The following is a 14,089-nucleotide window of genomic DNA, read 5'->3' on the forward strand; positions in this document are numbered from 1 at the left end:
CACGCGAGGCCGCGCGTGGGCGCGGTGTCGCGGGTCAGCGGATCTGGAGCATCGAGAACGTGAGGCCCTGTGTCGTGGCCGTCACCTTGCCGCCCTGACCGGACAGCTCGCGGAAGTTCGTCGTGGACGAGCTGTTGGTGAACTCGGTGTAGAGCGTGCGGTTGTCCGCGATGTCGAAGAGGAACGTGCTGCCGGTGGTGGCCGGGAGCGTGGAGACCTTCTTGGCGCTCAGCGCCCCCAGGTCGAGCTGCCACCAGGTCCACGCCGAAGCGCTGGCGAGCGCGCGCGGATTGGTGGTGGGCGACACCGGGGCGAGCGTCTCATCCAGGACGCGCAGGTACGCGCTCCCCGTCGGCCCGCGCAGGAGCGAGCCCGTGGCGGCGCCGCCCGTCAGCGACGACAGCTCCTTGTAGAAGTCGGCGTCGAACTGCGACGTCGTGGGGTCGAAGCGGAGCAGGCAGGGCGCCGGGGCCGAGGCCGAGGAGACGCGGTAGACGGCCGCGGCATAGGCCTCGGTCGCCAGGTAGACCTTGCCGTCGGGGGCGATGACGCCGTCGCGCGCATAGCCGCAGCGCTTGTCGACCACCACCTGCGCGGTGTCCTCTCGCGTGTCGACGACGACGACGCCCGCCTGCGGGGTGATGCCCACGCTCATGGACGGCCGCCAGCCCAGCGGCATGATGATGCGGTTCTCCAGGCGAATGGGCGCGGTGGCGAACGTGGTGGTCGCGCCATCCACGTTGATGCCACGGATGTCGATGGCGCGAATCACCGTCATGTCCGTGGGGTTCCAGAGGATGACCTGCGCGGTGCGGCCGTCGAAGTAGTAGGCCTTGGTGGCAGAGACGAACTGGAACTGGTTCTGGTACTCGCCGATGGACGAGACGCCCTGGCGCGCGAAGCTGACGGTGCCGTCCTCCTTCAGCGTGCCGGAGTCCGTCAGCGTATAGCGGGTGACGACGGCGCCCTCGCTGCTGCTCACGTAGACCGAGCGGGACTTGGGGATGCCCGAGCCGAGCGCGCGGCCGGGCACCTCGATGGCCTTGTCCAGCGCCAGGGGCGCGTCGAGGTCCAGCTTGTCGGTGAGGGCCACGTAGCTCTGCGAGCCATCCGACGTGTTGACCTGCGTGATGACCGCATAGAGCGGCGTGTCGGATGGGTTCTCGTTGGGCGTGGTTGGCTTGTCGTCACCGCAGGCGGCGAGCAGGCCGGCCGCGAATGCCAGGCAGAGGAGACGGGGGATGCGGAGGACCGGGACGACTTTCATGCGATGCCCTTTCAGGGGTGTGGGGTGGCTAGAACTCGGCGACGACCTTCAGCGAGAGCGCGCGGCCCGGTCGCTGGACGCCGTAGAAGTCGACGGCGGTCGCGTCGGTCAGGTTCTGGACGTCGAACGTCCAGCTCACGGTCCCGGCGGTGGCGCGGAGCACGTAGGTGAGCGCCATCGAGTGCAGCAGCTGCGCATCGACGCGCTGCTTGCTGCTCTCGATGCCCAGTCGCTCCCAGGCTCGAAAGAAGGCGTGGATGTAGCGGCTGTGCCACGAGAGCGAGAGCTCGTCGGTGTCTCGGAGGAGCCCAGGCCATTGGAGCCGCACGCCCGCGTGGGCCAGCAGGCTCGGGCGGTTGGGGATCCGCTGCCCGTCGAAGGTTCCGAAGGCGCCCTCGCTCGACGTCGCGCGCAGGTCCTGCCACGTGATGTTCGTGTCCAGGGCCACGTGTTGCCCGACGGACGTCCAGCCGAGAGCCCCCGCCGCGCCGACGCATCGCGCGGAGAGCACGTTGCGATGCGTGAAGTAGCCCTGGTCGCCGAGCAGGACGATGAGCTGATCCGCCAACCGTCCAAAGCCCATGACGCTGCCGCGGAAGGCGCCATACGGCGTGTCGGGCAGGTCCGCGCTCAGCTCGAGGTTGAGGTTGTGGCTCGTCTCTGGCTTCAGGTCGAGGTTGTCGCCGATGAGGACGCCGTCGCCGAAGACCGCATCGGGCGGGGGAAGCCGGGTGGCCCGTTCGTAGGACACCTTCGCGAGCAGCGTGGACGACAGGCGGTATCGAAGGCTGTCACCCACGCCGATGGAGTGATGGCGCTGCCGCGCCGGGGTGAAGACGTTGCTCGGCAGCAGGCGGTCCGCGGCCATGTGTTGGAGGTAGTCCTTGGCGAACGCGATGTTCTCCAAGCGTCCGTCGAGCGCGTCACGCTCGTACTCGAGGCCCACCACCAGGGTCGTCATCTCCCGGGCCCCGGTGAGCGGATCCAACTGGCCGCGTTCGCGCAGGGCCCGGTCCTCGCCGGAGCGGCTCACCACCGTGGGCGCGAGCGAGAGGCGCACGGCGTGCTCCGGCGCGGGCGTCCATTCGAGGTGTGCTCGCGCGAACCCGGTGTGTTGCCGCACGGAGCGATCGACTCCGCCCGCGAGCATCTCTCCGGCCTGTGGCAGCTCCACGACGCACTGCCCGAACCAGTCATAGGCGCACCGGCCGAGATCGACGAACCGGGCCTGCCGGTGGACGTAGCCCCCCACCACCTCCGCGACGATCGAGTCACCGAGCGCTCGATCGAAGCGCAGCGTCGCGCCCGCGGAGCGATTGCCGGAGTCCACGTCCCCGAAGGGGATCTGCATGGTGGCGTCGTGTTGGATCTCCTTGCTCGCGTCGCCGAGGAAGACGCGCAGGAGGAGTCGATGCGCCCACGGTCGATCGATGACACCTGCTTCGATGGCGCCGCCGCCGGCGCGGAAGCCGTCGTGGAAGCGGGACACCTGGGTCAACACCAGACGCCCCTGCTCATCGGGGACCTGGACTCGGATGCGGTAGTCGTTGGGCGAGCGGTCGAAGTAACCCGTGGCGCGGACGAAGAAGCCCGAGGACTCACCCAGGTGTCGCCCGCTCAAGGTGAGGCGATGGGTCGCGAAGGAGCCCAGCTCGTAGGACGCCGAGGCGTGCGTGCCTTGGATCTCCTCGGTGGTGACGATGTTGACCGCGCCACCCAGGGCGTCCGCGCCGAAGCGGATGGGCACCACGCCTTGATAGACCTCCAGGCGTTGGACGAGGTTGACGGGCACGTTCGCGAAGTCGGGCCCCAGTCCGGCAAGCTCCAACGGCACGCCGTCCACGAAGAAGCGGACCTGATCATCCGAGAGGCCCGCGAGCGAGAAGCGCGCCCGGCTGCCGAGCCCCCCCGCGCGACGGACGCCTACGCCCTCGGTGCGTGAGAGGGCCTGTCCCAGGTCGACGGCCTCTCGCTGGATGTCCCGAAGGTCGATGACGCGCACCGCCTCGGCGGACTGGCGCATGCGCTCCTCGGGCGAGACGCCCTCCACGTTGACCTCGATGACCTCGTCCGCGGGGGGCTCCAGCACGGGATCGTCGGGCGCGGAGGTGGCCTGACCCTGGGCCACGCTCGTCGCGAGTAGCAGGAGGAGGGCGAGGCCGCGGGCATGGGGCGCCATGGCACGAGAGGGGGCGGGAGGCATGAGGAACCCGGGCGCTCAGGCGGCGCGGGCGCGAGGGTCCCGTTGGGAATGCAGCGTGTCCGCGACGACGAAGGCGAGCTGGAGGGCCTGGTCCGCGTTGAGTCGGGGATCGCAGTGGGTGTGGTAGCGACTGGACAGGTCCGCCTCGGTGACGGGGAGCGAGCCGCCCAGGCACTCGGTGACATTCTGGCCCGTCATCTCGAGGTGGAGCCCGCCTGGGTGTACGCCCTCGCCCGCGGCGATCTCCAGGAAGGACGTCACCTCGGAGACGATGCTGTCGAAGGCGCGCGTCTTGTATCCGTTGCCCGCCTTGTGGGTGTTGCCGTGCATCGGGTCGATGGACCAGATGACGGGGCGTCCATCCTGGCGCGTGGCGGCCATCAGGGCCGGCAGTCGCTCCGCGACGGACTCCGCGCCGAAGCGCCCGATGAGCGTGAGGCGCCCCGCGATGCCCTGCGGGTTCAAGACATCCATGAGGCGCAACAGTTCGTCCGGCGACATGGTGGGGCCACACTTGAGCCCGATGGGATTCTTGATGCCGCGGAGGAACTCCACATGGGCACCGTCGAGCTGTCGGGTGCGCTCGCCCACCCACAACATGTGCGCGGAGAGATCGAACCACTCTCCGGACGCGAGGTCGGCGCGGGTCATCGCCTCCTCGAAGTTGAGGAGGAGGGCCTCGTGGCTGGTGAAGACATCCACGGGGCCGAGCACGGGCGGCGACTCCGACGGGAGGCCGAGCGCCTGCATGAAGCACAGCGACTCGAAGACCTTGTCCGCCAGCTCGCGATAGCGCTCGCTGTGGGGGCTCGCGGCGACGAAGTCGAGCGTCCAGCGGTGGAGTTCGCAGAGGTCCGCGTAGCTGCCTTGGGAGAATGCTCGCACCAGGTTCAGCGTGGCCGAGGACTGGTGATAGGCCTGGAGGAGTCGCCGGGGATCGGGCGTGCGCGCCTCGGCGGTGAACTCCATGCCGTTGATGATGTCGCCGCGATAGCTGGGCAGGGTGAGGCCGCCCTGCGTCTCCAGGGGGCTCGAGCGCGGTTTGGCGAATTGGCCCGCGATGCGCCCGACGCGCACGACGGGACGTCCGCCCGCGAAGGTCAGCACCAGCGCCATCTGGACGATGAGCCGGAAGGTGTCCCGGATGTTGTCGGTGGTGAACTCCTTGAAGCTCTCCGCGCAGTCCCCGCCCTGGAGCAGCAGCGCCTTGCCCTCGGTGACGCGGGCCAGGGCGGTGGTCAGGCGGCGTGCGTCGTTGGGGAAGACCAGCGGCGGAAGGCGCGCGAGCTCCTCCTCGGTGCGCCGCAGCGCTCGGAGGTCCGGATAGTCATCCGGCATGTAGCCCGCGGGCTTCTCCCGCCACGAGCGAGGGGTCCAGTTTCGGTTCATCACGTGGCGGTCGTCTCAGAGCGGGGAGCGGAGCGAGAAGGCGCGAGGTCCCACATGCGGGCCGGTGGGAGCAGCAGGCCTTGCGCGACGCAGGTGTCGAGGTAGCGGTGAAGCAGGGCGCGGTCCGCGGGTGGGCAGGTGATGTCCGTCTTCGCCAGCGCGGCGAGGAGCTGCTCCGCGCGGATCGCCCCCCATCCGAGCGCGGGCCGTTCATCGCCCGAGCGCAGATCGAAGAACGCGAGCGTGGAGTCGTGCTCAGGGGAGCGGGAGTGCTTTGCCACGCGCGCGCTCCATTCAGGGACGGAGCACAGCTCGATGGGGTAGCCGAACTCCCGGACCCACGTGAACAGCTCGGGCAGGCGAACCTCGGGCATGGGCGCGAGGTTGAAGACCGTGCCGGGGCGCGGCTCGTGGACGAGCTGGACCACCGCCTTCGCCACGTAGTCCACCGGCGTCCAGGTCTCACCCAGGTCGAGCTGCGGCAGCGCGCCCACGGGAATCCCCGCGAGCAGGATGCGCCACACGAGGTCCTGCGGGTTGACCAGGGCAGTGTCCGGCGCGCCCACGACGCGGCCCAGGCGGTACACGTTGACCGGGAGCCCGCGAGCACCGGCCTGCTCCACGAGTCGCTCCGCCACCCACTTGCTCTGTTGATAGCCGTCGCGCAGCCCCTCGTGGGCGGGCACGAACGCCTCGGGCACTTCGGGGTGGAGGTCTCGCGGCGGCGCGACCGCCAGCGTGGACACGTGGTGGAAGGGCTTGGTGCGTCCGGTCACGGCCAGCCGAAGCAGCTCGCGCGTGCCGCGCACGTTGGCGGCCTGGAGGCTGCTGTACTCGCGGACGACGCTGACGACGGCCGCGTTGTGGAGGATGGCGTCACACTCCTGCGCGAGCGCATCGAAGCGGGAGCGCTCCAGTCCGAGGTGGGGCTGGGTCAGGTCCGCGGGAAGGGCGACGACCCGAGCGTGCAGCCCCCGCGGCACGAGCCGCTGAGCAGTCAGTCCGGCCTGGAGTCGCTCCATCGCATGCGAGGTGTCTCTCGCGCGCACCGGGCAGAGGATGCGCGCGTCGGTGCGCTGGAGGAGCTGGTTCAGGAGGTGCGCGCCCACGAAGCCGCTGGCCCCCGTGAGCAGGATGCACCGAGGCGGCCCCGATGTGGCCGTGGGCTGCGCGGGCACGATGTCCTCGGGCAGCGCGGCATCCGCGAGGAGTGACGCGGGGAGCCCCGCTGCTCGGGGCGCATTGGACTCACCGTGCTCGAGCGCCATGGCGAGCGCTGCCGCGGTGGGGTGCCGGAAGACGGTGGAGACGGGCACCTCGCGCCCGAGAAGGATGCTCAGGCGGTTCGCGACCTGAATGCTCTGGAGGGACTGGCCGCCGAGGTCGAAGAAGTCATCGCGTGGCGAAGCGCCTCGCATGCCGAGGACCTGCTCCCAGACTTCGAGCACGCGCCGCTCCATCGCGGTGGTCTCTTCCGTGAAGGTCGGGTCCTCGACCGGAAAGGCGCGGAGGAGGGCCGCGCGATCGATCTTCCCGGTGCTCGTGCGCGGCAGGGACTCCACGAAGACGAGCGCGCCCGGGACCATGGGCGCGGGCAGCCGGGCTCGGACGTGGTCGCGCAAGGCCGCCGCGGTGGGGGCGGGGGCATGGGCGACCACTTGCGCGCAGAGTCGGCGTGCACCGCTGGGGAGGAGCTGTCCCACCACGGCGACGGCTTGGACTTCGGGGTGGGTGAGGAGGACGGACTCCACCTCGGCGGGGGCGATGCGGTGGCCGGAGATCTTGAACTCGTCGTCCACGCGCCCCACGAACACGAGCTGTCCGTCTTCACGCATCCGTGCGCGATCGCCCGTCCGATAGGCGCGTGGCGCGCCCGGAAGAGATTCGAGCTGGACGAAGCGCGCCGAGGTGAGCGCGTCCCGTCCGAGGTATCCACGCGCGAGTCCTCCGCCCAGGAGGTACAGCTCGCCCTCATCTCCGCGGGGGACGACGGTGCCATGCGCGTCCACCAGCGCGACGCGAACGCCGGGAAGCGGGAGCCCGATGGAGATGCCAGGATCCGCCGCCGCACTGCCCGGAACGCCCAGCAGCGCGCACGTGGCCACGACCGTGGCTTCGGTGGGGCCATAGGTGTTGAGGAGCTGCACGGAGGGCGGCACGGTGTCGCGCCAGCGCGCCACACGCTCGGGCAGCGCGGCCTCGCCTCCGATGATGACGGTGCGGAGTGAGGGCGGGAGGACAACAGCTCCCGTGGAGACCGCGTAGGCCAGTTCGTGCCAGAACGCGGTGGGCAGATCGAGCACGGTGATGTCGCGCTCGGCGCAGGCCTCCAGGAGTCGCGGCACGGACTGGAGCATCGCGTCAGTGCGGAGCACCAGCCGCGCGCCCGAGCAGAGCGTGAGGAAGAGCTCCTCCACGCTCGCGTCGAAGTGGAGCGGCGCGAACTGGAGCACGCGATCCTTGGCGCTCACGCCGTACCGCTGCGTGGCTCCCGCGACGAAGTGGGCGAGCGAGCCCTGGGTGACCTCCACGCCATTGGGCTGGCCCGTGGAGCCCGAGGTGTAGATGACGTAGGCCAGACGCTCGTCTGCCTCCCGCGGTGACGGGGGGCGTGGCTGCGCAACCTTGTGCCGACGGAGGACCAGTCCCCGCAAGGGAAGCGGACCCGTGGCTTGTCCCAGGCGCGTCTCCAGCAACGAGAGGATCAGCTCTGGCTCGGCATCCGCGAGGATGGCGGCGGTGCGCGTGGCGGGGCCGAAGGGATCAATGGGGAGATAGCCCGCTCCGGCGAGGAGGACGCCGAGCACGGCCGTGATGGCATCCAGGCTCCGGGGCACCATGACGGCGACAGGCGTGTCGGGTCGCGCGCCCGCGGCCACGAGCTGCGAGGCGATGTCTGACGCGGCCGTGAGCAGCGCTTCGTAGGTGAGCGAGTACGGGCCATGCTCCACCGCGATCGCATCGGGGTGGAGGCGGGCCTGCTCGGTGATGCACGCAATGGCGGCGCGAGGCGCGGACGGCAGTGGTCCACCATCGAGCAGCGAGAGCGGGCCTGGGGGCTTCGGCGCTGGGGCGCTGGGGCGATGGGGCTGCGTGACGAGGTCCTCCAAGAGCTGGAGGAACTCGCGTTGATGCGCTGCGAGGGTCTCCTCGCGGTAGCACGCGGGGTTGGCGTCGAAGTCCACGCGGAGCCCACCGCCATCCGAGCGGGCGTACACGCCGATGGAGAGGTCTTCGACAGGTCCCGCCGAGACGTTGTGCGCGATGGCGGGGATGCCATCGAAGCGCAAGCCGTAGTCGAACGGCATGATGTTGACCACGGGGCCAAACAATCGCCGCTGACCGCCCACGCGGCGCAGGTCGCGTCGAAGCTGCTCATAGCGGTAGCGCAGATGCGGACGCGCGGCGCGGACCTTGTGCGCCACACCCCGCGCGAGGTCGAGCAGTCCCTCCTCGGGCCGCACCTTCACGCGCAGGGGCACGATGTTCATGGCCATGCACGGCACGCGCAGCGCGGCGGAACCCAGTCGAGCCATGACGGGCAGGCCCAGCACGACCTCCGTCGAAGTCGTCTCGCGATGCATCCACGCCGCGGCGGTGGCGAGCAGCAAGTCCGGCCAGCTCAGCCCCTCGCGCCGCGACAGTGCTTGGAGTCGCTCCACCTCGGAGGTGGACAGGTGATGGGTCCGTCGGATGAACGCGGCGGACATCGGAGCGGACGGAGTGAGGGTGACGGGCGTGAGGCCATCCGCGAAGCGCTCCATCCAGAACGCGCGATCCGCCTCACGCTGCGCGCTGCTTTGGTAGGCGAGGTCTTCGTCGAGGACGCCACGCAGCGCTCCGAAGCCTCCCGATGCGGCCCGGCCCGTCCTCCGGGCCGTGTACAGGTCCGCCACGCGGCGCGTGAGCAGTGAGAACCCGAACCCATCCAGCGCGATGTGGTGCACGCGCAGGAACCAGAAGAAGCGATCCGGTGCGGCCTGGAGCAGCGCCGTTGCGAACAAGGGACCCTCGCTCAGGTCAACCGTCTGGAGCAGGTCCCGATTCATCCAGTCCAGCGCGGTGGCCCAAGCGTCGGTGGCGCCACGCAGGTCCACGCGCCGGAGCATGACGGCCGCGCGCGGGAGCAGGTGCTGGCGCGTCCCTTCGGGGTGGCCGCTGAAGCGCGCGTGAAGCGCCTCCGCTTCACCCAGGGCCTGCTGGAGCGCACTCTCGAAGTGCTCGATGTCGAGCGGGCCGCGCACCTCGATGCACTCGCCGGCGTTGTAGATGGGGCTCCGGACGTCGAGCTGTTGGCCCACCCAGATGCCCTGCTGGGCCGCCGACAAGGGGAGGCCCGTTTGCGCTGACTCATGCATCGTGGATTGCACGGGGGGCTCAGGCCGAAGGGGTTTGGTGGGGGGACGCGGAGGGCGCGCGGAGCAGGCCGAACCACTCGGTGAGCGAAGGTCGCTCCGCCAGGTCCACGAAGGTGACCTCGGCGCCCGTGCTCCGCCACCGCTCCACCAGGCTCATGATGCGAATGGAGTCGAGCCCCCGGTCGAGGAGGTTGTCGTCATCGCCCAGGTCCGCGGCGGACTGCTGGAGCAGCTCCGCGACATCCTCGCGAATCCGCTCTCGGCTCAGCGCGGCCTGGGGCGCGGGGCCGAGTTGTTCGATGAGCTGCTGCGTCGTGGCTGTCACCGCACAGAGCTGTGCTGCGTAGTTCAGCGCGAGCTGGTGGTGCTCACGCGAGAAGTCCCCCAGGGCATCCGCGACGAGGAACGGACGCACGTCGCTCATGAAGGCATCGCTGGCGGTCTGGAGGCAGCCGATGTGCGCGTAGATGCCGCAGATGAGGATCTGATCGCGGCCTCGCTCGCGCATGATGTCCATGAGCGGCGTCTTGCGGAACGCGCTGTAGCGCCACTTGGTGAGGCGGATGTCTCCCTCGCCCGGAGCGAGCGCGTCGATGATGTCCTTCTTGTGGTGGCCGTCACTGACGCCCGCGCCCCAGAAGTCGAGCAGGAGGCCGCGCTGCTCGGTGGTCTGTCCTCCAGGCTGGGCCGAGTAGACGACGGGGATGCCCAGCGCGAGGCAGCGCTGTCGCAGCCGCTGGATGTTCGCGATCAGCTCCTTCATGGGGGACTGCTCCGCCGTGAAGACGTCCACGAAGTAGCGCTGCATGTCATGGATGAGCAACACCGCGCGGCGCGGGTCGGGCGTCCAAGCGACCTTGTTGCGAGGAAGGTCAGCGACGCCGGGCATGGGATAGGGAGCGATGATGGGAAGCGCCATGGTGGGAGCCTTTCTGCTCAGCGCGACAGGACCGAGGCACGCGCGAGGGCCTCGCGCAGCGCTTTCTTGCTGACCTTGCCGACGCCGGTTTGCGGGAAGGCGTCGATGAACTCGACGCGGTCGGGAAGCTTGAAGGCCGCCAGCCCCCGCTCGCGCAGGAAGGCGGTGAGGGACATGGGGTGCGGCGGCGTGCCTCGAGGAATGACGAACGCGCAGGTGCGCTCTCCGAGGTATGGGTCCGGCAGCGCGACCACCGCGGCGTCATGGACCGCGGGGTGTGCCAGCAGGTGGTTCTCGATCTCCTCGGCGGCGATCTTGTCTCCCCCTCGGTTGATCTGATCCTTCGCGCGCCCCTCGACGACGAGGTGCCCGTCCGCGGTCCGTCGGACCAGGTCTCCGGTGCGGTAGAAGCCGTCCGAAGTGAAGGCCCGCGCGTTGTGTTCCTCGGCCTGGTAGTAGCCGCGGATGGTGTAGGGGCCTCGCGTGAGGAGATGCCCCGTCTCTCCGGGGGCCACGTCACGGTCGTCGTCATCCACGACACGGACCTCATCGTCCGGGGAGATGGGGCGGCCCTGCGTGGTGACGATGCGGTCCTCGGGGTCGTCCAGGCGGGTGTAGTTGACCAGCCCTTCCGCCATGCCGAAGACCTGCTGGAGCGTGCAGCCCAGCATGGGGCGCACACGCCTCGCCGCCTCGTCGCTCAGTCGGGCGCCGCCCACTTGCAACACCCGGAGGCTCGACAGATCGTGCCGGCGGGCCTTGGCGGACTCCATCCAGACCATCGCCAGCGGGGGCACCAACGCGGTGAGGGTCACGCGCTCGCGCTCGATGAGCGGAAAGGCCGTGTCCGGACTGGGGTTCGGAGACATCACGACCGTCGCGCCCGCGTGGAGCGCGCCGAGCACCCCGGGGGAGCTGAGCGGGAAGTTGTGCGCCACCGGGAGCGCGCAGAGGTAGACGCTGGAGGCCTCCAGGCCGCAGATGTCCGCGCTGGCGCGCACGCTGTAGAGGTAGTCGTCGTGCGTGCGCGGAATGAGCTTCGGCACGCCGGTGCTCCCGCCCGAGAGCTGGAAGAACGCCACGTCGTGGGCCCGTGGGCCCTCCAACTCGATGGCAGGGGCGTACAGCGTGCTCAGTCCGATGAACGCTCCGGCGTCTCCCGCCACAATCACGTGGCGCAACGTCGGTGCCTTGGCGCGGACCTGCTCGGCCAGCACGCGGTAGTCGAACCCCGCATGCAGATCCGGGATGACGTAGGCGACGGCCTCGGTAAAGGCGCAGAAGTAGCCAATCTCCGCGCCGCGATGGGCAGGCAGGGCGAACACCGGCAGCGCGCCCAAGCGGAAGAGGGCGAAGCACACCTCCAGGAACGCCGCGACGTTGGGGAGCTGCACCACGACGCGGTCGCGAGCGCGGATGCCCAACGTATGCAAGCCCGCCGCGAGCTGGTCCACGCGCGCGTCGAGTTCGGAGTAGCTCAAGCGCTGCGAGCCGGACACCACGGCGGTGCGCTCGCCGTGGCTTCGCGCTCGCGCACGCAGCAACTCGCCGAAGGTCTCCCCCTTCCAGTAGCCCGCGGCGCGATAGCGCGTGGCGAATGACTCGGGCCAGGTGGGGCAGCCCGGCAGGATGGCGGTGCGGGTGGGTGCTCTCACGCCTGCACCTCGGGGCCCAGGCCCATGGCTTGGAGCATGGTGCGGAACTTCGCCTCGGTCTCCGCCAGCTCGGACTCCGGGCGGGAGCCGGCGACGATGCCCGCGCCCGCGAACAGTCGGAGCGTGTGTGCGTCGGCCTCGGCGCAGCGGATGGTAACCGCCCACTGGCCGTCACCGCTGGCGTCGCACCAGCCCACCGTGCCGGTGTAGTAGCCCCGCGCGAAGGGCTCGATGTGTCCGATGGCCTCATGCGCCAGCCGGGTGGGGAAACCACACACGGCCGGAGTGGGGTGCAGGGCCGTGGCCAGCATCAAGGACGAGATGGCCGGGTCTCGCAGCTCACCGCGGATCCGACTGGAGAGGTGCCACATCGTGGACGTGCTCACGAGAGAGGGCGTCGCGGGCACCTCCAGCGTCGTGCAGTACGGGCGCAGCGCCTCCGCGACGGCGTCGATGACCACCGCGTGCTCGTGCAGGTCCTTGGGCGACGTGCGCAGGGCGTCTGCGCGCGCCTGGTCTTCGACCGGGTCCGCGGACCGCGCGGCCGAGCCCGCCAGGGGATTGGCGAGGACCTGGAGACCGGAGCGCGAGACGAGCAGCTCGGGGCTGGCGCCAATCAACGTCCGCCTCCCCGCGTCCGCGCCTCCGCTCCGGGCCATGGGGAGGTCCGCCGCGAACGTGTAGCCCGTGGGGTTGCGCCGGGCGAGGTTGTGCAGGAGCTGCTGGAGATCGATGGGGCCCGCAGCCTCCAGGTCGAGCGCGCGCGACAGCACGACCTTGCGCAGGGGACCGCTGCGCATCAGCTCCAGGGCCTGGGCAACGCCGTCCAGGTAGACGGTGGGCTCCGGCACCGGCCGCACCGTGTAGCGCGCCTGGAGCGGGCGGTGCGCGGGCGACTGGGCGTCGAACTCCAAGGGCCCCGCGCGCTGGATGGTCATGGGCACCACGAGCTGCGCTGGCGCCGAGCCGTCGAAGGGCACCGCGCCCACGACAACGGGGATGTCGTGCGCCGCCTGCCGCGCGTCATGCAGCACGCCCGCCACGCGAGAGGGGAGGTGTGCGAGCGCGTCGGGACCTCCCGAGCACGGAACCGTCGCGAAGGTGCCGCGGGCCAACAGCGTGCGCTGCGGCGTCGCGAAGAAGAACGACGAGCCCGCCTCGTAGCTCTGCAACAACTGCGCGGCCAGCAGGCGGGGTGCCTGGGCCTGCTGCTCCATCGACCTCATCGCGGAACTCCCATCATGAAGTTGGAACTAGTAATCATTCTCAATTAATGGGCGCGCGAAAGCGCTAGGCCCCCAGCGTGGCGCCACCGTCGACGCAGAGGTCGTGCAGGGTGATGTGGCGCGCGCGGTCCGAGGCGAGGAAGCGCACGGCCTCAGCGATGTCGTCAGCGGAGGCGATGCGGCCCAGCGGGATGCCGAGGCGGAACGACTCCAATGTGCCGGCGATGACCGCCTGCCCCCCTTGTTCGTCCGTCCAGAGCGCGCGCTGCATGGCCGTGTCGGTGGAGCCCGGAGACACGATGTTGCAGCGGATGCCATGGGGCGCCAGCTCCAATCCCAGACATTTGGTGAACATCGCCGAGGCCGCTTTGGAGGCGGCATAGGCGGCCATCCCTATCCGGGGAACTCCAGAAGCATTGGAGCCCACCGTGACAATGACACCCGTTCGTCGTGGCACCATGCGCTGCGCCACCGCGCGCGACACATGAAAGACGCCTTGCGTATTCACCGCGAACGTGGCGGCCCAGTCCTCATCTGTGATTGAGAGGACGGGTGATACGCGGAGTATGCCTGCGACGTTGGCGAGCACCGCGATGGGACCCAGCTCCCGCTCGACGAGTTCGATGGTGGACTCCACCGCCTGACGGTCACTCACGTCCACGGCGAAGGCCGTGACGTCGAGGCCATGGGCGCGCAGCTCCCGCGCGGTGGCCTCCAGTCGCTCCGCATTCCGGTCCAGGGCGGCAACGCGGCCTTCCTCGGCGAGCACCCGAGTGACGGACGCACCGATTCCCTGCGCGGCCCCCGTGACGAGGGCCACGCGTGTCTTCTGTTCCATCGGGTGCTGCGCGCCTGTTCTCCGGGGTCGTCCGGGGCTGGGAGGTGGGGATAGTGAGAATGGTTCTCATTATCGATATTGGACGCCTTAGTGCCACGTCCCGCGAACCGTGTCAAGAGCAAGCCCACGCGCGGAGTCACAGTGTTGTCTGGTTCACGTTGATGTCGCGCGATGGTGCCGATTGCCGTTGGAGCTTCACGGTTGCTGTGAGCTTGAACTGAACCCCAGCTGCGC

8 protein-coding genes are annotated in these 14,089 nt (G+C 69.8%); all 8 read right to left on the reverse strand.

What is annotated here, in order from left to right; genetic code table 11:
- Nucleotides 1–34: 34 nt before the first annotated feature.
- Entirely contained in the window at nt 35–1,267 is a 1,233-nt protein-coding gene (locus tag KRR26_RS16165) for a hypothetical protein (RefSeq protein WP_217080243.1), read from the reverse strand.
- Between the two features lie 28 nt (nt 1,268–1,295).
- The gene (gene mxcH / locus KRR26_RS16170; RefSeq protein WP_217080244.1) at nt 1,296–3,470 is read right to left on the reverse strand and encodes a TonB-dependent siderophore myxochelin receptor MxcH; all 2,175 of its coding nucleotides are present in this window, start codon (nt 3,468–3,470) and stop codon (nt 1,296–1,298) included.
- Nucleotides 3,471–3,485: 15 nt separating this feature from the next.
- A complete protein-coding gene (locus tag KRR26_RS16175; RefSeq protein ID WP_217080245.1) occupies nt 3,486–4,862 on the reverse strand; it encodes a class II 3-deoxy-7-phosphoheptulonate synthase in 1,377 nt (458 codons plus the stop codon).
- Nucleotides 4,859–9,217, reverse strand: coding sequence for a myxochelin non-ribosomal peptide synthetase MxcG (gene mxcG, locus KRR26_RS16180; protein WP_217080254.1), 4,359 nt, complete (start codon nt 9,215–9,217; stop codon nt 4,859–4,861). The genes KRR26_RS16175 and mxcG overlap by 4 nt, the downstream gene beginning before the upstream one ends.
- Before the next feature lie 19 nt (nt 9,218–9,236).
- Complete coding sequence (locus KRR26_RS16185; RefSeq protein WP_217080246.1) at nt 9,237–10,136, reverse strand: isochorismatase family protein; 900 nt, start codon at nt 10,134–10,136, stop codon at nt 9,237–9,239.
- A 17-nt stretch (nt 10,137–10,153) separates the two neighbouring features.
- On the reverse strand, nt 10,154–11,791 hold the full coding sequence (locus KRR26_RS16190; protein WP_217080247.1) for a (2,3-dihydroxybenzoyl)adenylate synthase: 1,638 nt from the start codon (nt 11,789–11,791) through the stop codon (nt 10,154–10,156).
- A complete protein-coding gene (dhbC, locus tag KRR26_RS16195; RefSeq protein ID WP_407931720.1) occupies nt 11,788–13,017 on the reverse strand; it encodes an isochorismate synthase DhbC in 1,230 nt (409 codons plus the stop codon). Before dhbC ends, KRR26_RS16190 begins: the two co-directional genes overlap by 4 nt.
- A 64-nt stretch (nt 13,018–13,081) precedes the next feature.
- Complete coding sequence (locus KRR26_RS16200; RefSeq protein ID WP_217080248.1) at nt 13,082–13,855, reverse strand: 2,3-dihydro-2,3-dihydroxybenzoate dehydrogenase; 774 nt, start codon at nt 13,853–13,855, stop codon at nt 13,082–13,084.
- Nucleotides 13,856–14,089: the final 234 nt, after the last annotated feature.

It is taken from the genome of Citreicoccus inhibens (assembly GCF_019039035.1).
Taxonomy (GTDB): Bacteria; Myxococcota; Myxococcia; order Myxococcales; family Myxococcaceae; genus Citreicoccus; species Citreicoccus inhibens.

Excerpts from the sequence above, each read along its gene's own strand:
- KRR26_RS16165 (WP_217080243.1), bottom strand. The coding sequence starts at position 1,267 with ATGAAAGTCGTCCCGGTCCTCCGCATCCCCCGTCTCCTCTGCCTGGCA.
- mxcH (WP_217080244.1), bottom strand. The coding sequence starts at position 3,470 with ATGCCTCCCGCCCCCTCTCGTGCCATGGCGCCCCATGCCCGCGGCCTC.
- mxcG (WP_217080254.1), bottom strand. The coding sequence starts at position 9,217 with ATGCATGAGTCAGCGCAAACGGGCCTCCCCTTGTCGGCGGCCCAGCAG.
- KRR26_RS16185 (WP_217080246.1), bottom strand. The coding sequence starts at position 10,136 with ATGGCGCTTCCCATCATCGCTCCCTATCCCATGCCCGGCGTCGCTGAC.
- dhbC (WP_407931720.1), bottom strand. The coding sequence starts at position 13,017 with ATGAGGTCGATGGAGCAGCAGGCCCAGGCACCCCGCCTGCTGGCCGCG.
- KRR26_RS16200 (WP_217080248.1), bottom strand. The coding sequence starts at position 13,855 with ATGGAACAGAAGACACGCGTGGCCCTCGTCACGGGGGCCGCGCAGGGA.